Below are 20736 nucleotides of genomic sequence, written 5' to 3'. Positions count from 1 at the left end.
AATCTTCTTTGCGCAGAAGGAGCTGCTCGGAGCCTTTTCTCGACAAGAGGCTAAAGAAGATAAAGGAGAATAAGAAGCGAGACACGCCGCAGGCGCCCTCCTTTATCCTCTTTTCCCTCCTTTGCTTCTTGCAGAAAACCGTGCCGCAGGCACCTAAGGCACACTCTTCAGCACCGTATACCGCAGCACCGTCTCCAACAACAACAGCCCCAACCCAATCAGCAAGAAGTAGCCAAACCGCTCCTCGTAGCGCTTGAAGACCGTCGTCTCGATCTCCGTCTTTTCCAGCTCGTCGATGTAGCCGTAGATGGATTCTAACTCTTCGGTATCCCGCGCGCGGAAGTACCGGCCGTTCGTCGTTTGGGCGATGTAACCAAGCAGTTTATCGTCCACCGTGCCGCGGGTGGGTTTGAAGGAGTAGCCACCGCCACCGAGGGGGCTCGAGGGCATGTAAGTCGCCTGCCCGGAGCCGACGCCGATCGTGTACACTCGGATGCCGTACTCCTTCGCCAGTTCGGCGGCCAGCTCGGGGCTATGGTAGCCGGCGTTGTTCTCCCCGTCCGTCAGCAGGATGATGATCTTACTCGCTACGTCGCTGTCTTTCAGGCGGTTGACGGCCGTCGCCAGCCCGGTGCCGATGGCCGTTCCGTCGGTGATCTCCCCCATTTCCAGTTCGGCGATGAAGCGGTCGATGATCTCCTTATCCACCGTCAGCGGGCTCTTCGTGTAGGCTTCGCCGGCGTAGACGACGAGGCCGATCCGGTCGAATTCCCGCTGGGCCACAAAATTGCGCGCCACCATCTTTGCCACCTCCAGGCGGTTGGGTTGGAAGTCGGTCGCGCCCATCGAGGTCGAGAGGTCCATCGTGAGCACGATGTCAATCCCCTCAGCCGTGACGGATTCTTCGCTCAAATCCAGCCGGGGCCGGGCCAGGGCGACGATGAACAGGCACAAGGCCGCTACTCTCAATAATGGCAACCAGGGCCGTACTACGCTTTTCCAACTCCGCAAACCACTCACCGATGCCGTGCTCGGCAGGCGCAGCGATACCTCCCCGTCACGGCGCAGGTTCCACAGAAACAGCAGCGGCGGGATCACGACCAGTGGCAGCAACCAGGGGTAGACGAACTGGAATTGAGACATCATTCCTCTTCGGTGTTTAGGGTAGTGGGGGGCGTAGGAAGAAGAATATTTTTCAGCGGCGTCGGCGGATCAACACCATCATTTTCCGGCGCTGTCCCCGATTCAATGCGGGGCGAGTTGGGCGCTCGCGCAGGTGCGGGGTTGGGGGACGGAGGAGCAATCGCACGTGGGCCTTCCCCCACAACTTCGGGAGGGACGACCGCATCCGTACTAGCCAGATCGGCTGGAGTGGTGGACGTACTAACGTCAGCCGTCTCCCGCACGAACTCCCGGACCCGCTCCAAACTTCGTGGGTGGAGCTCCGCAGCCGGCGTCGCCTGCGCAAATTTGACGAGGTCGGAAAGTTGGAGGAGCTGTGCAAGCTCTCCCGTCAGCTTGGGTTGCATCCCGACGTTTTTCGTCAGGGCCGTGGTGATCTGCCGCGACGTCATCTCTTTGGCCTGAACCTGGAACCGGTCCTGCAGGTAAGTACGCAGGATGTCCGTCAGTTCCGTGTAGTAAGCCTTGGTGTTGCCGGCCTGCCAGAGGGATTTCGCCTCGAGGGCCTTGAGCGCATTGAGTGCCTGCAGATCCGCCGGTGGGGGAGGTGGCGGCGGCGGAGCCACGCGTTGCCGCCGCTCGTTCCAGACGTAAGCCGCGTAGCCTAACCCGGCGAGGAGCAGCACGACGTAGAGCGGCCAGAAATCCAGCCAGTTCCGCGGCTCTTCGATGATGGGTTTAATGGGCTGCAACTCCGAATCCTCCGTGACGGGGTAGGCGCTCACGTGTAACAGCAGGTCATTCGTATAGGCCGTATCGAGGACACCATCCGCCCCGGTAAATACGTACGGAAGAGGAGCAATCGCAATGTAGCCCGTATCAAAACTGGTGATGAGGAAGCGTTGCTCCAGCAGCCGCTCCGGTGTTTCGGCCACGACGTTGAGCTGGCCCCCGTTGACCAATTCAATACCGGTAATGGTATTCAGGAAGGCGGGTTCGAGGCCGGTGATGTTCGTCCCCGGTGGCGCCGAAAGGTTCACCTTGAGGTAGATCTGGTCTCCGATCTCAATGTCCTTACTCGCCAGTTCCGCCCGCGCCAGTACGTCGGCGTTGGTATTCTGCTGTCCGGCAAGGGGCAGCAGGTAGAGAAAGGCAATTACGAGAACACTAATGCGCATCTAGGGCCGGGCGGTTGGGTTAAGGGAGGGCAATTTACGGAAGATGGGGGGAACGGTGATGCAGGTCTTCCGCCAGTCTAAAATCTAGAATCTAACGTCTATCGTCTTCTCCACCTACCGGATGCTCCCCCGCGCCCGGCGGCCTTCGGAGCCAGCCCCCCGGTCAAATTGGTAGCGGAGGGTAAGGCCGGCCCGCCAACCCGTCCAGGTAAAGTCTTCGGTCTGGGTGAAGCTGGGGCGGAAGCTCTCCGTATTCCGGAAACGCGGGCTCCGCAGGTTCAGGCTGAGGGTGTACTGGTCGGACCACTTTTTGCTCAGGCTGAAATCCGTGATGTAATTGGCCCGGATCAGCTCCTGGGCATCCCGCCGTCCGCCGTTGTAGGCGCAGAAGGCGCTGAGATTGATCTCCCGCGGCAACTGCACCTGCGTCCGGAGGCTGCCCCGCCAGGCACCACCGCTGGCGGCAAAATCCCGCCCTTCCAGTACGCCCGTTTCCCGAAAGCCGAAGTAGTTGAATTCACCGTTCAAGGTGATCTTTTCGGTGGGCCGGTAACTGGCCGTCAGTTCCACCCCGAGCAGATCTTCGTTGCCCAGGTTAACCGGCAATGCCGTTACCGTACCGTCCGGTAGGCCGAAGATATTCTCCGGCTCGCGTTCGTAAATGGTCTTGAGGAAATCCTTCACCCGGCTGGCGTATACGGCCGGGTTGAAGGTCCACTTATCCGCCCGCACGAGCAAATTCCACTCTACCCGGCTGATGTAGATCGGGTCCACCAAGGGGTTACCGCGGTAGATTTGGGTGGGGTTGCCAATTCCACCGAATGGATTGAGCATCCAGAATGCCGGCCGGCGGATCCGGCGCCCGTAACTGACCTGGCTACTGACGGCCTCCGAAAGCGCATACTGAAGGCTCAGGGACGGGAAGAGATTCAGGTAATCCCGGTCCACCTCCGTGGTGGTTTCCAGTTCGTCTTCCGTTCTGACCGCCGTGGCTTCGGCACGGAGGCCGGCCCGCAAACTCACCTTCTCAAACTGGCGGCCGTACTGGGCGTAAACGGCTCCGATCCGCTCGTAGTAATCAAAATCGTTGGTGAAACCGGGGATCGGCTCGAAACCATTATCCCGGTCCAGTTCGGCCGAGTAGGTGGAGGAAATGATCCTGGTCTCACCACGAGCGCCCACCTCCAACTGGCCGCCTTCGCCGAGTGGGGTTTCGTAGTCGGCCTGCAACAAAAAATCGTTGCTCCCCTCGTCCGTATCGGTGCGGTAGCGGAAGGCTTGTTCCTCAACGGGCACGCTCCGCGTCAGGGAAATGTCCTCGTATTCGGGTTCCCGCCAGCGGTCATTCTTGAAGTACACGGTGTACTTTCTCCCCGCTTGCGGCAGGGTTCTGGCGAAGGTCAAGTCCGTCTGTTGGTAGGTGCCCGGCTCCAGGTATTCCGTGCGCTGTTGCAGTACGGAGTTGGGCGCTGCCGCGGGTGCAAGGTTGGGGACGAAGGCAAAGCCAAGCGTCGAGACGTCATCGTTCCGCATGTGGAAGACCGAGTAACTGCCGGATAGCACCGCCGTGGAAGAAAGGTTGTAGTCGGCGCCAAAAAATCCGTTCCCCGCCAGGTCATTCCGGGCCATATCCAAGGACTGGCTCAGGAGGGAAGTGTTCCCATCTTCCAGCGTGATGCGCCGCAGTTCACTCGACCCGTTGAAGTTGGAGTAGCGCCCGCCCACCGTCGCAAAGGCAAGTAATTTCTCACTGCGGTAGTTGAGGTTGACGTCCAGCGTGTGGTTGTCCGGAATGCCCGCCCCGACGCTGACGCTGCCGCCGTAACCGCGTTGGCTTTCCTGTTTAAGGATGATATTGAGGATGCCCGCCGTCCCCGACGCCTCGTATTTGGCCGACGGGTTAGTGATCACCTCCACCCGTTCGATGCTCGCGGCGGGGATGCCGGCCAGGCCACCCCGGTCCGCCAGCGCCGAGGGCCGTCCGTTGATCAGGATCCGGACGCCCCCGTCACCCCGCAGGGCTACCGCGCCGTCCGGGCTTACGGTGACGGAGGGGATTTGCTCCAGCACCTCATTCGCCGTGCCGCCGGCCGCCAGGGCGTCTTCCCCGACGTTGAAGACCTTCTTATCCAGCTGGAGGGTCATGGAACTCCGTTCGGCCCTTACCTCGACGGTGCTGAGGTCCACCCCACCACTTAGATTGATGGCCCCGAGGTCCAGATTACCCGTGAGGTTCACTGCCATTTCGCGGGCGGCGAAACCGATGAATTCGATCCGCAGGCGGTAGCCACCCTTCGGCAGGCTGAGGGCGAAGGCGCCGTTGGCGTCAGTCACCGTCCCGTCCACCAGGCTGCTATCCGGCAGGAAGGCGGAGACCGTTGCGTATTCGAGGGGGCCGGTGCCGTCGGCCTCCACCGTTCCGCGGAGGCTGGCTTTTAGGGAAGAAGCGGGCAAGGCAGTAGCCAGGAGGCTACCGGCGGAGGCCAGCAGGCTCAGGAAAAACAAGAACTTCATGGGGGTGGTGGTTTTAGGGTATTGGGATCAAGATTCAGCGATCCACCCGGGAGAGATCGCCGTTCCGGGCCGGGACACCAGGCCTGAACGTAATTCAGCGCGGTATCCCGGCTAACATTATCATTGAAAGATTGGAGCCTTACCGTACCGTCGCCCCGGCGTCAAGGAGGAGGTTAACGATGCGGGTTTCTCCTTCTTCGGCGGCGTAACTCAGGGGAGTGCGGCCGTAGGTATCTACCAGGTCCGGTTGTACTCCCTTTGCCAGTAAGTAACTCACGATCCGCGTATTTCCTTCCTCGGCGGCGTAGTGCAGGGCATTGCGCCCGTATCCATCCACTGTACCTGCGTCAGCGCCCTTTCTGATGAGGAGTTTGACGATGTCGAGATTGTTCTCTTCGGCGGCGGCGTGGAGGGGGTGATTTTGCTGGCCTGACCGGTTGACGCTCGCCCCCGCCGCGATGAGCAGGCCGATCATTTCGGCGTGGCCCTCGCTGGCGGCCATGGTGAGCGCCGACCGTGGGAGGCCGGGAAGATCAACGGACGCGCCGGCCTTCAGCAGGATCCTGGCGCATTCGAGGGCATCTTCGTCGGCCGCCTCGATGAGGGCCGTCCAGTTGTTTTTGTTGACGTAATCGACCTCCGCGCCAGATTCGATGAGGAGTTGCACCACCTCGGGGTAGTCTTCACTCGCGGCGTAGATCAGGGGCGTCCAGCCGCCTTCGTGGATGGCGTTGACGTCCGCCCCCCGCTCGATGAGCAGGCGGGCGACCTCTACTTCGCCTTCCTTCACGGCCGCCATCAGCGGGGTGTAGGTGGCGGCGTTGGGTGCGTTGGTGGCGTTCACGTCGGCTCCCCGATCGAGAAGACTTTGCACCAGGCGGAAGTCGCCATCGCTCGCAGCGGTAAGCATCAGGAGGGCGGTTTCCTGGGTGGCTGCGTACTCCGCTTCGTATTCATCCGCCCGGCGGTCGCTCGTGACGTTGGAGATGACGTTGTCCGTACGGTAGGCGGGTTCGTTGATCATTTGGGTGCCTTCGGCGGAAAGCGCGACGGCCACCGCCATGATGCCGAAGATGATCACCGCGGACGTGAAGCCCTCCCCGTAGGTGCCCGTCCCCAGGTATCCGGAGAGCAATCGGGTTACGCGTGACTTGAATCCTTTGCCGTGTCCACCGAGCGCCATGGCGAGTTCCGGACCCCTTGCTTGCTCATTTAACTGCACCAGCGTCCGCGCATAACCTACGCGCTCGCCCGTTACTTCAATCGCCAGATCGTCGCAGCAGTGTTCCCGTTCTTCCTCTATGCGGGCGGACATCCACCAGACGGCCGGGTGGTAGAAAAAGAGGATGCAGAACAGGGTCTGGGCCAAATTGACGTGGAAATCGTGCCGTTTCACGTGCGCCAGTTCGTGGGCGATGATGGCCCGTAACTCCGGCTCGTTGAGTTGCTCCAGCAGTGTTGCCGGGAAGAGCACGACCGGCCGCAGCCACCCCACCGTGAAGGGTGAATTGACGCGGTAGGACGTCAGGTAGCGCACCGCCTTGGTGAGGCTGATCGCGTCCTCCACCTCCCGCAGGAGGGGCGCAAAGGTGGCCGGGAATTTCTCCGTCCCGTAGTTTTTCAGGCGTTGCAGGTAGGCCAGCTGACCCACGAACCGCAGCTGCAGGACGAGCACCCCCAGCAGCCAAACCGTGACGATCAGCGGGAGGTGCGTATTGTAGTAGCGGGTGAACCGCGCCGCCAGCCCCGTAGCCGCCGCCGACGACGAAGCCATTTCGGGCGCTGCCGCGGGTGCCGGGTTAAAGGGGCTCACCGTCGCTCCGGCAGAAGCCGGTCCAGCGTTTGCGGACACGCCGGTCTGCCGGAATGGAGACCCAGCAAAAGTTTGTTGGAACTGGGCCGCAAAGGTGAGGCCAACCGTCAGGAAAAAGCCAAACAGCATCGCGATGGATACGTAGTACCGAGCGCGGGCGCTGTACTTGCGCAGGGCGAGGAGGAGACCGCCGAGGCCGAGGGCAAAAACGGCGGCCTGCCAGAGAGAATGAACCAGCGACCAGCCGATGGCATGGACGAGTTCGGGCGAAAGTGCGTGCTCGATCATGACTGCTGTTTTTCGATTTTTTCAATGAGGGCCTTAAGTTCGTCCAGGTCCTCTTTACTCGTTTCGTAATTGCCCAGCGCGCGCATGGCCAGCTTCTTGGCCGAGCCACCGAAGGCGCGGTTGACGAAGGTGTCCAGCAGGCTATCCTGGGTCTTTTCTTTGGTGATGGCGGCGTGGTAGATGTGCTTCCGCCCCTGGCTTTCCCGGCCGAGGAAGCCCCGCTCCAGCATCACCTGCATGGTTTTCAGAACGGTCGTGTAGACGACGTCCTTCTCGGCCGCCAACCGTTCGTGGATGACCCTAACGGGTTGGGGGCCTTCCTCCCAGAGGATGGTCAGGATGGCCAGTTCGGCCGTGGTGGGTTGTGGTTTTTTATCCTTCATTGCGCTTACTACGATTTTCTTCGTAGCAAATGTACGGGAACTCTCGTAGTAGCGCAAAGGTTATTACGATTTTTATCGTAGTTGGGAGGTTTAGTGGGGTTTGGGTGATGTACGGCTCAAGCCGGACGCTCGGAGGAGCTCCTGCGTCGCACGCTCCGAGGACCTGATGAAATGGGTAAGTTGCTAACTCTTTACCTCCCTCCAAGGACCTTGAAGCGTGGCCAAAGCGCGCGCAGCAAGATTTGAGTTCCTGCGAGCGTCCTGCCCCGCCCGTCTAAAATCTAATGCACGGAGTACTGCGAAACAAATCCAACTTCTAATGTCTGCTCAGGCCGGAAGAATTTGCGCCACCCATCCAAACACCCTACCTTAGTGTCCAAAGTACACTAACTATGCTCGATCAACCCTACGCGCTCACCTCGGAGCAGATTGCTTTCTACGACGAACACCGCTACATCAAACTCAAGCAGGTGCTGACGGAGGAGGAACTGGCTCATTTCAACGATGTCATTTCCCGTAGGGTAGCGATTAAACGGCAGGATCTTGCAGCCGTTCCGCTGGAAGAAAGGGATACCTACGGTAAGGCATTTTTGCAGCTATTCAACCTGTGGGAAGAGGACGAGGCAGTCAAAGAACTGGTATTCTCCGCCCGCATCGCATCCATCGCCACCCAGTTATTGCAGGCAGATGGCGTCCGTTTGTACCACGACCAGGCGCTGTTCAAGGAAGCCGGCGGCGGCATCACCCCCTGGCATGCGGACCAGTACTACTGGCCGTTGAGTAGTGACAAGACGATCACGGCGTGGATCCCACTACAAGCAACGCCCAAGGAAATGGGGCCACTGGAGTTCAGTGCCGGTAGCCACCGGATTGAGGAGGGCCGTGACCTGGCGATCTCGGATCAGTCCGAAGCCATCCTGCAGGAAAAATTGCGGGTGACCGACTTCCCCCACGTCATCGAAGGTTTCGAGGCTGGCGAGGTGAGCTTTCATTCCGGTTGGGTATTCCACCGCGCTGGCGCTAACACGACCGATCAGGTCCGGAAAGTGATGACCGTCATCTACATGGATAAGGACATGAAGGTCACTGAACCCATCAATAAGCACCAGCAAAACGATCTGGATACGTGGATGCCCGGCAGCCCGGTGGGGGAGACGGTTAATTCTCCGCTCAACCCGGTGCTGTATTCGGTGTAAACCAATCCTTACCTGGATGAGCATAGCAACGGACGAAGGAGTATAAAAAGCGCGAAACGCCGCAGGCACCCCTCCCTTTCCCTCTTTTCCCTCCTTGGCTTCTTATAGGAAACCGTGTCGCTTGTCACCTATTTAGCGCCAAAATGCGGCTAGCATGGCCAACTACAGCTAATCTTTAGCCCATCGCGTAAACGAAGCGCTCACTCTGGATCTTCCCGTCCCGCACGTGGTACACGCAAATTTCCTCTTCCAGGCCGGTGCGGCCACCGTCTTTCTTGGTGAGGTCGATACTCATACCGACGGTGAAGAATTCTCCGTGGATGAGGGGATCGGTCACGGTCAGCGTATGGATCTCCGCCACGTTCTCGGCCCACTTTTTACTCTTCTGGATGAGATTATCGCGGCCCTGTACGTCGCCACCGGGTACGCCGGGCATTTCGTGGGAGGAAGCATTTTCGGCGAATAATTCGAGGTAGGCGTCGTCGCTCTTACCGGTGCGGACCATCTCTACGAGGCGGTCGGCTACTTGCTGGGTAGTCATGTGCATGTGTTTAAATAGTGTTGTGACAAATATAAAGCTTCTAACTTTTACCTACAAAATGTTTTACCTGTATTTTATTCAAACTTTCCGGCGCTGACGCAGGTGCCAGGAAATGGGAAAAGCAGGGCCAGCCGCCAACCACCCCCGCCCCGAAACCGTTGGAACGACTATGCCTGAAAACAGCCCCCTGGATAAATTCTGGAAAACCTGCCGCGAAGTAGTCGACGCGCGGGAACTGATCAAACTCACCTTTTCCAAACCCGCCAAAAAGGTACCGACGAAGCCCAAGAACCTCTACGTCCGTTTCGTGGACATCAAGGGGGAAACCCAACTCCAGATCAACCACCGCTACCAGGACCGCGAGGAAGTAAAGAACTTCCCCATTGACCGGGGGATGGACCTCCTAAGAAGACTATTGGGCAAAGAATACTACAACGCCGATCTCTTCACCCCCTACGAACACCTCAGTATCGCGATCAGCCGGAAGGGCAACGCCCGGATCATGAACCGGCCCTCCAGCAAAACCCGCCGGGAAACTTCCCCGGCCGACGAGCCTACGACATCGCCCATCAACGACCGGGGGATGCAGCCGATGGAGGAGGCCGACGTGAAGTACGGCAAGCCCGTTATCCAGGCCCACAACCGAACCAAGCACCGTGATATTGGCGCCGACCGGCCCTACCTCGTCAGCCTCGGCGTGACCAATAAGGATGGGATCGTTCTGCCCGCCGGCAAGCGCAAGTTCAAGCAGATCAATAAGTTCGTGGAGATCATTGACGGGCTCGTCAAGGAACACCCCCTCAAAGCCGGTGCACACATCGTGGACATGGGTTCGGGCAGCGGCTACCTCACCTTCGCGCTGTACGACCACCTGGTCAATACGCTTGGCCTCAACGTCCGCGTAACCGGCGTCGAACTGCGGCCGAAGCTGGTAGAAAAGTGTACGGAGATCGCCAAAGAAAATGGCTTCACCGACCTCCGTTTCGTCGAAGGCTACATCGATACCTATCGTCCGGCCAGCATCGAAATGCTGATCGCCCTCCACGCCTGCGATACGGCTACCGACGATGCCCTGTACCAAGGTCTGCTGAAAAAAGCCGAAATCATGGTCGTTGCCCCCTGTTGCCAAAAACAGGTACGCAAGGACATGGCCGTCCCCGCAGATCTTAAACCGCTCCTTAACAACGGCATCCTCCTCGAACGCCAGGCCGCCATGCTGACGGATGGGCTCCGCGCCCTACTTCTTCAGGCTCAGGGATACAAGACCAAGGTTTTCGAATTCATCCCCCTGGAACACACCGCCAAGAACGTGATGATCACGGCCATTCGGGGTAAAGAACGGGAAGCGGCACTGGAAGAGGTCGCAACTTTGAAGCAGACTTTCGGGGTGACGCGGCATCGGTTGGAGGAGTTGGTGGCGGGAGGGTGACGTGCTCTCGGGTACTTTAGTATTTTAGTGCTTTAGGCTACCGCACATAACAGCGGCAGCCCACCACGCAGTAGCAGCGAAGCTAAAGCACTAAAGCACCAACGAACCAATACCTTACCTTCAACCGTAAATAATTCCCCAACCCAACCCTAACTCATGCTCACCACCGACGTCCTCATCATTGGCTCCGGAATTGCCGGCCTTTCTACTGGTATCAAGCTGGCCATCCTACGGCCGGACCTTAAGATTGACGTCCTTACTAAAGTCAACGAGCGGGAGAGCAACACCAGCTACGCACAGGGTGGCGTTGCGGCGGTGTGGGACCACAATTCTGACAACTTCGAAAAGCACATCGCCGATACCCTCGATGCGGGAGCGGGGCTGTGCGACGAGCACATCGTCCGCATCGTCGTGGAAGAAGGGCCAACCCGCGTCGAAGAGATCATCGAATGGGGGACTCGCTTTGACCTCGACCAATTCAAAAAGTACGACCTCGGCCGGGAAGGGGGGCACTCCGAAAACCGCATCCTCCACTACAAGGACCTGACGGGCTGGGAGATCCAACGCGCCCTCAGCGCCAAGGCGGCGACGCTGGATAACCTCGTCGTCCACGAACACTTCTTTGCGTTGGACCTCCTGACGCAACACCACCTCGGCTACATCGTCACGAAGCTGACGCCCGACATTGAGTGTTACGGCTGTTACGTCCTCAACCGGAAGACCGGCGAGATTGATAAGATCCTGGCGAAAAACACCGTCCTGGCCGCCGGTGGTAACGGACAGATCTACCGCTCCACGACTAACCCCGTAATTGCGACGGGCGACGGCATTGCGATGGCCTACCGGGCCAAGGTTCACCTGGAAAACATGGAATTCGTTCAGTTCCACCCCACCGCACTGTACAACCCCGTCGGTGACCCGCAGGCCTTTTTGGTCAGTGAGGCCGTTCGAGGCGAGGGGGCGATCCTGAAGCGAAAAGACGGGACTGAGTTCATGCACGACTACGACCCCCGCGGCAGCCTGGCACCCCGCGACATCGTGGCCCGGGCCATCGACAACGAAATGAAACTGGCCGGCGTAGAATGTATGTGGCTCGACTGTACCCACATCGATGAGGCCCACTTCATCAAGCACTTCCCCACCATCCGGGATAAGTGCCTGAGCATCGGGATCGACCCGGCGAAGGACATGATCCCCGTCTGCCCGGCCTGCCACTATATGTGCGGCGGCGTGAAGGTGGATGAGTATGGGAAGTGCAACGTCAGCAATCTCTACGCCTGCGGAGAGTGTACGTCCACCGGGCTCCACGGAGCCAACCGCCTCGCGTCCAACAGCCTGTTGGAGGCGCTCGTTTTTGGCCACCGGATCGCGCATTCCATTGCGGCCAACATCGATTTGGCGGATATCGAAGAAAACATCCCCCACTGGAACCGTACGGCGACGATGGACCCGAAGGAAAAGGTCCTCATCACCCAATCCACCAAAGAGCTCAAGGAAGTGATGTCCAGCTACGTAGGCATCGTCCGCAACGATAAACGCCTTGAGCGGGCGCAGAAACGCCTCGAATTGCTCGGTACGGAGACGGAAGAACTGTACAAGCAAAGCTTGGTAAGTACCCAGTTGTGTGAACTTCGCAACCTCATCACGATCGGCCACCTCGTCACCAAAGCGGCCAGTCTACGCCACGAAAGCCGTGGCCTCCACTACAATACGGACTACCCGGAGAAGGCGGATTTCTTGCAGTATTCGATATTGTGATAAGCTGTCCCGCAGTAAACTTTCCCTCTGCACTAAGTCGTTATCTCTTTTACAAACCATTTAACCATGTTAGTTGCCGATTTCACAATGCTGGCCAGGGTTGTAGCTTTCTTGGGTGAAGGCCATTCCGCCGAGGAAATAATGGCTTACAGATCTTCCGAGGAAGAAGACCTTCATCTACGTAAATTAATAGCATTAGTCGAGGCGGAGGCTGCTACTGAGGAAGAACAGAAAGAGTTAGATCAAAGCTTATTAGCACAACACATAATGTCAATCGCTAAGCTCAATGCTCACGCAGAGCTAAACGGCAAGTCTCAAAATGGGAACTAACACCTTGCTTGAGAACTTTCGGACAGAACTAATTGAGCTTTCATCGGATAGATGTGAGTACTGTACTATGCCTCAGTTCAGTACCTTCTATACTTATCACATTGAACACGTTATCAGCCGAAAACAAGGTGGGCCTGACTTACTTGAAAATTTAGCTTACGCTTGTCCCGCCTGTAATCGGTATAAGGGAAGTAGTATCGTTAGCTACGATTATACTACTGAGGAGATTGAACTATTGTTTCATCCGAGGAGACAGATTTGGAACGAACACTTTCAACTTTTACCGAATGGCAAATTAAAATCATTCTCGAAGGCGGGGGAAGGCACCATCCGTATTCTTCAGATGAATCTACCAATCAGAGTTGAAGAGCGGCTTATGGCAATCAGTAAAGGGTACTTGTTGTCATTTAGCTAGAGCAAATCCAGTGCAAGGGACTACTTGCGACTAGAAGGAGAGTTCAATTAGGACTGCTTAAGATGAATGTTGCCGCCAAGTATTGTAGGTTGGACTCAACATTTCATGCCATATGTCCTACTACTATCCATTAGTCCTTTCCCTCCTCACCCTCCTCCTCTGCACCTGCGACAGCGCCCAGAATGACGGTAGTACGGGGCGAACCATGGGTGAAGTCACCACTATCTCAAACGTCGAACCCCGGCTGACCAAGGACGGGCAGATCGTCGATGCGCACGACGGGCGGATCATTGAATTCGAGGGCGCTTATTACTGGTACGGGACGCAATACGGGAAGACGAACGGCTTCACGACGGCCAACGAATACCACGTGTACCGGAGCGACGATATGGTGACCTGGGAGCACCTCGGCCCCGCGCTGGCAGACCACCCGGAGGGCGTGCACTACCGGCCGCACGTGATCTACAACGCCGCCAGCAAGCAGTACGTGCTATGGTATAATTGGTACCCAACGCTGTGGGAAGGGCACTTCGGCGTGGCGGTTTCGGATAGCCCCGGCGGCCCCTTCACGCTGGTGAACGATGACGTGAAGGTGACGCATTCGGACCTCGGCGTCGGTGATTTCGGCCTCTTCGTGGATGCGGACCAGACGGCCTACATCAGTTATAACACCATCGACGGGCACCGCGTATCGGTAGAAAAACTGAGCGCGGATTACCTCGGCTCCACGCTCGAAAATGGCGGCTACATCGCCCAGTACTGCGAGGCGGGGTCGATGTTCAAACGGAACGGCATCTATTATTTACTGACGGATTACACCTGCTGTTTCTGCAACCAGGGCGCCGGGGCCCGCGTGTATATGTCGGACGACCCGCTGAGCGAATGGACGCTCACCAACAACATCAACCGGCGGCCCGGGCGGCAAGCGCCGTTGCTTCGGGACGACGTTACGTTTACCACCCATTACGCCGCCCTGGCGAAGGGGGAGCAAGGCTTTGAAAGCCTGATCGTTGACCTCGCCGCCAAGGATGGCCACCCCCAACTTACGCTGTACCACTTCACCGGAGACCGCTCCGGGCAGTGCGGAGAGGTGGACAACCCGCGGGTGCACCAGGATATCGTAGTGCCCACTTTTACCGTAGATTATTACGACCACGGCTGGCAGCCCGCCGGTGAAGTTGCCGTCACCACCACACCCAAAAATATGCTGACGGAAATGACCTTCGACGTGGACCGCTTTAACGGCCAACGCCTCCGTTTCACGCCGGTGGCGGAGTATTCCTACCCCGTCCGCCTCACCGAAGTGGCGGGCGATTTGGACGGAGTATATATCAGCAACGGCCAGCCCGGCCCCGTCATCATCCCCGCCCAGCAGACGTACGTCATGGAGCTGAAGACCAGTAACGGCAACGAATTCATCTGGATGGGTGACCTCTGGGGTTCCGCCTCCGACAACGTGAAGGGCCACGACTACCAGTACTGGAGTAGCCCGCTGAGGTTTGATTCCCTGGGCTGGATCGCGCCGTTGGAGTTGGAGGAAGAGATTCGGGTGGCGTTGTAGTATTGTCTAATAATTGACAATATTCAGGATTCGGCGCTGCCGCGGGTGCGGGGGAAGTTGGAATGGGGTATCACGGAAATAGAGAAGCGTTCTGCTCATGATGGAAGAGGTACCGCATAACTCAGTCGGCGAAAGGATCTTCATATGGATACAATTCCCTAACCTCAGCCAACGTAAGCGTATCGATGTATAGCGGCCGGTCAGGCATATTGCGGCGGGGGAGCTCTTTAAATTCAATGACCGTTTGGGGTTGAGTGGAGATAATCCTGGCCTGTATATAAGGGCGGTCAAATTCATCACCACCCGGTAGATAATTATTTACCAATTGATCAGAAACAGCGTTTAATTCCGCGAACAGATCTTCCCAATCGCCTGCTACTATTCCCTCCCGGGTAAGTAACGCGCCATTAGGCCAACGCAGGTGATGTTCATCGAGGCGAAATAGCCGTGGCGGATCAAGTGGACGGATATTTCCAAATTCACTTTTTAAGTAATTCAATTCAATCACTCCATCTTCTTCTGTGTATTCACCTAAATACAAGGTGCCAATATCAAAATGACCGTTTGGTATAAATTTAAATATACCATTGTTCATAAAAGTAAAATTCCACTGCGTTTCAAACCAGTACGTTGAGTAGGTAATTGGGTTGTACTGAGGTGCCTCAGCCAAAACCTCTGCGGGCGGAAGAACAACGGGAATTATCGTGTCCTTCAGAAATCGCAAGGTGTCTGGAGTAGGCTTGCAGCCAATTGATTCCACGGCTACGTAGGAGTCCGTTACTTCTTTGATTAGATAGCTGTTTTCATTCCTATGGTGAAGAACTAGATAATTTTCTCCAGCAAACTCATCTACTGAATAGAATTGTTCATACTCATAATCATAAAGTGGTTTGCCTTTATAATCATAAACTGCTAAACGGTGATCCTCCGAAAATATCCAGCGAGACCGATCCGTCCACCGTTCAAAGATTTTATTGGCGAAATTTTCATTGCTCGCAATGGTAATTTTTTCGTTCGCGGCACCAGCAAGACGAGTCGCTACTAATTGTCCCGGAAAATCTCCCGTAGAAGTTATTATCAGTTGCTGATCCGTTATCGTAGCAGCTGTAATATCAAACCAAACATCTTTATAATTCGTAGTCAGTGGCTCCCTGAAAACTTCAGTAGATAAACTTCGGTGCTTTATATGGTCTCTATCAACAAAGTTGGTAAAGGTGCTGCTGGTGATCGAATCTTCCCCTACTTCGATTACGATGAAGCGATCGTAATTCGCTTTTCCGTCCGTCTCACAGGATGCAACGTAAGTACCCATTGGGTGCTCATTATTGGAACTACAAGCGATAATGTAACCCATGCTGGCAATCAGTAACAGGTATTTCCAAAGTTCCCTCATCGGTGTATTTTATTGCTCTGCTTGCATGCATGATGATACGACTTTATGTTTTGGTGTACTACCTATTTATCCCATCTATTAAAATGGAAAGCCCCGAAACACAACAGCGTTCCGGGGCTTCCAATTGAGGTATATAATCAGACGATCCTACAACCGCTCAATCACCCCAGCAATACCCTGGCCACCACCAACGCAGGCAGTTACCATGCCGTACTTCTGGTTGCGTAGCCGCATCTCTTCCAATAACTGGATGGTGAGTTTGGCGCCAGTACAACCCAGTGGGTGACCGAGGGCAATCGCACCACCGTTCGGGTTGACGGTTTCGGGGTCAATGCCCAGCGTTTTGATGACGGCCAGCGCCTGGGTGGCGAAGGCCTCGTTGAGTTCCGTTTGCTCGATGTCGCCAATCTTCAGGCCGGCGCGCTCGAGGGCTTTGGGGACGGCCACGCAGGGGCCAATACCCATGTACAGGGGGTCCACCCCACCGACGGAGCAACTCACCAGGCGGGCGATGGGTTCCAGGTTCAGTTTTTTCACCATCCGTTCGGATACAACGAGCGTAAAGGCGGCTCCGTCCGAAGTCTGGCTGGAGTTACCGGCCGTTACTACCCCATCCGTTTGGAAGACGGCGCGCAGGCGGGCCAATCCCTCCATGCTAGTACCGCGGCGGACACCTTCGTCCATCTTCACGGTATGGCTGCTCTTCACCATTTTGCCATCCTTGACGAACACATCCTCCACCTCAACGGGGACGATCTGGCTGTCAAATTTGCCCCCGTCAATGGCGGCGGCGGCCTTTTCGTGGCTGCGCACGGCGAAGGCGTCCGCCTCCTCGCGGGTGACGTTGTACTTCGCGGCCACGGCTTCGGCGGTCTTACCCATCGAAACGTGGTAGTTCAGGTTATCCATCGCCGCTTTGTAGCTGGGGCTGAGTTTGTAGCCCGTCATCGGGATCATGCTCATGCTCTCCGCGCCACCGGCGAGGTACATATCCCCAAAGCCAGCTTTGATCTTACCCACCGCCATCGCGATCGACTCCAGGCCGGACGCACAGTAACGGTTTATGGTGATTCCGGGCACTTCCTTACCCAAAGCGCGGGCGGCGATGAGGCGACCCACCTGCAGCCCCTGCTCCCCTTCCGGGTTAGCACAGCCGACGATCACATCGTCGATGAGTTTCGGATCAACCTCCGGCACGGTACTCATCAGATGACGAATAACGTCCACGGCCAGATCGTCCGAACGATAATTTTTAAATCCTCCCTTTTTGGCGCGGCCAACGGCGGAGCGGAATCCTTTTACTATGTATGCCTCCATGATCGAGGTTATTTTTCTTGATTAATTAATTGGGCGCTGACGCGGGTGCAGAGTGAATGGGTTCGTTGGTACTTTGGTGCTTTGGGCTGCCGCAAATTGGATGCATGGCAGCCCAAAGCACCAAAGTACCAAAGCACTAAATCAGTTCCTCAGCGGCTTATTATTCTGCAGCGTATACTGAATCCGCTCCAACGTCTTCTGGTTCCCCAGTAAACTCAGGAAGGCTTCCCGTTCCAGGTCCAGGAGGTATTGTTCGGATACTTGTGTGGTCTGAGTCAGCTCGCCACCGCAGAGGATGTTGGCTACGTGGCGCGCAACGACACCGTCGTATTCGGAGATGTACTTACCCAATTTAAATTCATTGATCGCCGTATAGATGGCAGCCAAACCGGCGCGGCCCAGTACGGTGATGTCCTCCCGGATGCTCGGGGCGACGTACTCACGGGAGAGTTCCAACACCTTACGCTTGGCTTCGCCGATATTGCGCTGGAGGTTGACCTCAACGAAGTCCTTGCCTTCGATTAAGTACTTGTAGTCGAACGCTTCGTGGGCGGAGGTCGACACCTTGGCCGTGGCCACCGTTTGGAAAGCATCCAGCAGGGTTGGCATCATCACGTCGCCTTCGAAGTAGCTGTCGGAAGCACGGAGAGCAAGCTCTTTCGTGCCGCCTCCACCTGGGATGAGACCTACGCCCACCTCAACGAGGCCGATGTAGCTCTCCGCAGCGTAGACGCCGGCGTCGCAGTGCATGGCGATCTCGCAACCACCACCAAAGACGTAGCCCTGAGTGGCCACCACGACGGGCACCTTACAGGTTTTGATCTTCATGTTGAGTTGCTGGAAGCCATCCACCAGCTTATCTAACTGGTCAAACTCCTGCTGCATGGCGAGCATCCCAACGTTCATCAGGTTGGCACCGACGGTGAAGTTCTTGGCGTTGTTACCGATGACGATCCCTTTCCAACCTTCCGCTTCCGCCTTATCGATGGCATCAGAGATGGCCTGGCCAATCGCATCGTCGATGGAATTGGACTTGGAAGTGAATTCCACGCACATCACGCCGTCGCCGAGGTCGTGGACGGTCGCCGATTCGTTCTTGATCACCGGAGACTGGTCACGCAGCGTATCCAGAATAATGTAGTTATTCAGGCTCGTGACCGGCTGGTAGCTCTTCGAGGACTGATCGTAGTACAGCCGTTGGCCGTCCTTTACTTTATAGAAGGAGTCGTGGCCGGCGGCCTTCATCTCCTTCACCCAGTCGGCTACTTTGCCGCCTTCGATCTCGTTGATCATGGCGATGCCTTCGTTGAGGCCGATCTGGTCCCAGGTCTCGAAGGGGCCGTATTCCCAGAAGTAACCCGTCCGCATGGCATCGTCGATGCTGTAGAGGTTGTCCGCAATTTCAGGGACGCGGTTAGCGGAGTAGGCCAGCAGGCCGGCGAAGTATTCCCGCAGGAATTTACCCTCCCGGTCGTCGGATTTGACGATGGACTGCATCCGGCGGCCCATATCCTCCACCATCTTGTTCTTACCGATGGCGAGGCGGGGGCGGGTGGCGGGGGCATATTCCAGCGTCTTCAGGTTCAGGGCGTGGATGATGGATTTACCCTTCTCATCGCGTTCCTTGGTCTTTTTGTAGAAGCCCTGGCCGGACTTGTTGCCGTACCACTTGTTATTGAGCAGGTGGTGCATGAATTCGGGCTGCTTCTTACCCTTCACCATGTCGATGTACTCGTCGTCGGAAACATTCTGCATCACGAAGCCGGAGACTTTGGCGCTGGTATCGATACCGACGAGATCCTGTAGGCGGTAGGTCGCCGTATTCGGCCGGCCGATGAGGGAGCCGGTGATGGCATCCACCTCCTCGATCGTCATGTCGTACTTCACCGTGAGGTCCATCATCTGTACGCCGGACATGACGCCGATACGGTTACCAATGAAGCCGGGGGTGTCCTTACACAATACGGTCTGCTTACCGAGGTAGACGTCGCCGTAGTGCATGAAGAAGTCCACCACGTCCTGCTTGGTCCCGCCGTGGGGGATGACCTCGAAAAGACGGAGGTACCGCGGGGGATTAAAGAAGTGCGTACCACAGAAGTGGGCCTGGAAGTCATCGCTCCGCCCTTCCACCAGTAGATTGATGGGAATGGAAGAGGTATTGGACGTCACCAGGCTACCGGCCTTACGGTACTTATCGACCTTTTCAAAGATCTGCTTTTTAATGTCGAGCCGTTCGATGACGACTTCGATCACCCAGTCGCAATCGGCGATCTTTTCGAAGTCATCTTCGAAGTTACCGGTGGTGATGTGTTTGGCGAAGTCCTTTTTGAAGAGGGGGGCGGGCTTCGATTTAATGGCGGCGGCCAGCGCGGAAACGGCCTGGCTGTTGCGCTTGACGGGGTCCTGCTTCTCCTCATCGCTGAGGTTGAAGGGGACGATGTCCAGCAGCAGCACGTCAAGCCCAATGTTGGCCAGGTGGCAAGCGATGCCGGAACCCATGACGCCGGAGCCCAAAACGGCTACTTTTTTAAGACGGTATTGCATGTTCGATCGATAATTTTTGTGGTGCGACGCAAGTTAGCGAAAATTCGCTGAGAATTTAGTCAGGTAGTACGGTAGTCGGGTAGTCGGGTAGTGCTACCCGACTACGCTACTAATTCTGTCCCGTCATTTGTAAAGCTTCCGGGATCGTCACCCGCTGGCCATTGTTCTTGGCGACGACGAAGGCATCCTTGACGCCCATCTGCTTGAGGCGGTCCCGCAGGTACGCCGCGTTGCTGTAGGTGCGGAACTGGCTGACGACTACTTTTTGCATGCCGTTCTGGTCCTGCAACTCCAGTGCATTCTCGGTAGCTAGTTCGGGGTTGAGCGTATTCTTGACGTAGGCACCCAACTGGACCTGGAAGACGACGCCCTGTACGACAGCCTCATCCGTATCCACCTGATCGTTGCGCTGGCTGGCGGCCATCGTCGCTAATTGTTGTTTCAATTGGGCATTCTCCACGCCCAGCGTCTGGGTCTGTTGGCGAAGCTGGGTGAGTTCTCCTTGAGAGGTCTGGGTGTACTGCCGCAGTTGGGCCACCTCATTTTCCAGGGCTTGCCGCTGCTGCTGAACCTGCGCGGCCTGGCTCTGGGCGTTGGTGACCGCCTGGTTGGTCGTCGACCGCTCGTTGCGCAGCTCCATCAGCTCCCGCTGGACGGCCAGGAGCTTCATTTCGTTTTCCTGGCACTGCTCGGTGAAAAGGCGCAAGGAGGCCGGATCGTCCCGGTACTGGCGGGCTTTGGCGGCCCAGTCGACGCCGTCGTCCCCAACGGCCACGGTCTTCTTGGCGCAGGATGGGGTTAGAAATAACAAGGGGGTGAATAGGAGAAGAGAGAAAATCTTTTGCATGGGTATCAATTGTGGGATGTGTGCGATGCTTTTTGGTTGAACCATTGCTACAACGCTATGATACCGGGTGGTGTTGGCGGGTATTTAAATTGGTGGGTTTTGATTGA

Annotated in this window: 16 protein-coding genes; 6 read left to right on the top strand and 10 right to left on the bottom strand. The window is 56.8% G+C overall.

Annotated elements, in window-relative coordinates; translation table 11 throughout:
• Window positions 1-153 precede the first annotated feature (153 nt).
• From A3850_RS06295 to A3850_RS06275, 5 genes are all read right to left on the bottom strand, one after another.
• Window positions 154-1146, bottom strand: coding sequence for a VWA domain-containing protein (locus tag A3850_RS06295; RefSeq protein ID WP_068215026.1), 993 nt, complete (start codon window positions 1144-1146; stop codon window positions 154-156).
• The gene (locus A3850_RS06290) at window positions 1143-2300 is read right to left on the bottom strand and encodes a hypothetical protein (protein WP_068215025.1); all 1158 of its coding nucleotides are present in this window, start codon (window positions 2298-2300) and stop codon (window positions 1143-1145) included. Before A3850_RS06290 ends, A3850_RS06295 begins: the two co-directional genes overlap by 4 nt.
• A 114-nt stretch (window positions 2301-2414) precedes the next feature.
• A complete protein-coding gene (locus A3850_RS06285; protein ID WP_068215024.1) occupies window positions 2415-4814 on the bottom strand; it encodes a TonB-dependent receptor domain-containing protein in 2400 nt (799 codons plus the stop codon).
• A 139-nt stretch (window positions 4815-4953) separates the two neighbouring features.
• Window positions 4954-6915: an ankyrin repeat domain-containing protein gene (locus A3850_RS06280; RefSeq protein WP_068215023.1), complete on the bottom strand. Its 1962-nt coding sequence runs from the start codon at window positions 6913-6915 to the stop codon at window positions 4954-4956.
• Complete coding sequence (locus A3850_RS06275) at window positions 6912-7298, bottom strand: BlaI/MecI/CopY family transcriptional regulator (RefSeq protein ID WP_068215022.1); 387 nt, start codon at window positions 7296-7298, stop codon at window positions 6912-6914. The genes A3850_RS06280 and A3850_RS06275 overlap by 4 nt, the downstream gene beginning before the upstream one ends.
• A gap of 392 nt (window positions 7299-7690) precedes the next feature.
• On the opposite strand from A3850_RS06275, the gene A3850_RS06270 reads away from it, so the two are divergent.
• Window positions 7691-8494 carry a phytanoyl-CoA dioxygenase family protein gene (locus A3850_RS06270; RefSeq protein ID WP_068215021.1) on the top strand — a complete coding sequence of 268 codons (804 nt, stop codon included), beginning with the start codon at window positions 7691-7693 and terminating at the stop codon, window positions 8492-8494.
• Window positions 8495-8669: 175 nt separating this feature from the next.
• On the opposite strand, the gene A3850_RS06265 is transcribed toward A3850_RS06270, so the two are convergent.
• Window positions 8670-9035 carry a nuclear transport factor 2 family protein gene (locus tag A3850_RS06265; RefSeq protein WP_068219476.1) on the bottom strand — a complete coding sequence of 122 codons (366 nt, stop codon included), beginning with the start codon at window positions 9033-9035 and terminating at the stop codon, window positions 8670-8672.
• 169 nt (window positions 9036-9204) lie between these two features.
• Here A3850_RS06265 and A3850_RS06260 point away from each other — a divergent pair, with 169 nt between their 5' ends.
• From A3850_RS06260 to A3850_RS06240, 5 genes are all read left to right on the top strand, one after another.
• The gene (locus tag A3850_RS06260) at window positions 9205-10464 is read left to right on the top strand and encodes an SAM-dependent methyltransferase (protein WP_197493999.1); all 1260 of its coding nucleotides are present in this window, start codon (window positions 9205-9207) and stop codon (window positions 10462-10464) included.
• Window positions 10465-10620: 156 nt separating this feature from the next.
• The gene (nadB, locus tag A3850_RS06255; RefSeq protein ID WP_068215020.1) at window positions 10621-12222 is read left to right on the top strand and encodes an L-aspartate oxidase; all 1602 of its coding nucleotides are present in this window, start codon (window positions 10621-10623) and stop codon (window positions 12220-12222) included.
• A 66-nt stretch (window positions 12223-12288) separates the two neighbouring features.
• Window positions 12289-12552: a hypothetical protein gene (locus A3850_RS06250; RefSeq protein ID WP_068215019.1), complete on the top strand. Its 264-nt coding sequence runs from the start codon at window positions 12289-12291 to the stop codon at window positions 12550-12552.
• Entirely contained in the window at window positions 12542-12967 is a 426-nt protein-coding gene (locus A3850_RS20555; RefSeq protein WP_068215018.1) for an HNH endonuclease, read from the top strand. The genes A3850_RS06250 and A3850_RS20555 overlap by 11 nt, the downstream gene beginning before the upstream one ends.
• A 112-nt stretch (window positions 12968-13079) precedes the next feature.
• A complete protein-coding gene (locus A3850_RS06240; protein ID WP_068215017.1) occupies window positions 13080-14528 on the top strand; it encodes a family 43 glycosylhydrolase in 1449 nt (482 codons plus the stop codon).
• Window positions 14529-14649: 121 nt separating this feature from the next.
• Here the strand turns inward: A3850_RS06240 and A3850_RS06235 are convergent, their stop codons facing one another.
• From A3850_RS06235 to A3850_RS06220, 4 genes are all read right to left on the bottom strand, one after another.
• On the bottom strand, window positions 14650-15882 hold the full coding sequence (locus A3850_RS06235) for a hypothetical protein (protein ID WP_157500933.1): 1233 nt from the start codon (window positions 15880-15882) through the stop codon (window positions 14650-14652).
• Window positions 15883-16068: 186 nt separating this feature from the next.
• Window positions 16069-17238 (bottom strand): thiolase family protein, encoded by a 1170-nt coding sequence (locus A3850_RS06230; RefSeq protein ID WP_068215015.1) that lies wholly within the window; start codon window positions 17236-17238, stop codon window positions 16069-16071.
• Window positions 17239-17379: 141 nt separating this feature from the next.
• On the bottom strand, window positions 17380-19782 hold the full coding sequence (locus tag A3850_RS06225; protein WP_068215014.1) for a 3-hydroxyacyl-CoA dehydrogenase/enoyl-CoA hydratase family protein: 2403 nt from the start codon (window positions 19780-19782) through the stop codon (window positions 17380-17382).
• Window positions 19783-19891: 109 nt separating this feature from the next.
• Window positions 19892-20629 carry a hypothetical protein gene (locus A3850_RS06220; protein WP_157500931.1) on the bottom strand — a complete coding sequence of 246 codons (738 nt, stop codon included), beginning with the start codon at window positions 20627-20629 and terminating at the stop codon, window positions 19892-19894.
• Window positions 20630-20736: the final 107 nt, after the last annotated feature.

This window comes from Lewinella sp. 4G2, assembly GCF_001625015.1.
Taxonomy (GTDB): Bacteria; Bacteroidota; Bacteroidia; order Chitinophagales; family Saprospiraceae; genus Neolewinella.
The sequence above is the reverse complement of the archived record's forward strand: the minus strand, read 5'-3'. Positions and strand labels throughout refer to the sequence as shown.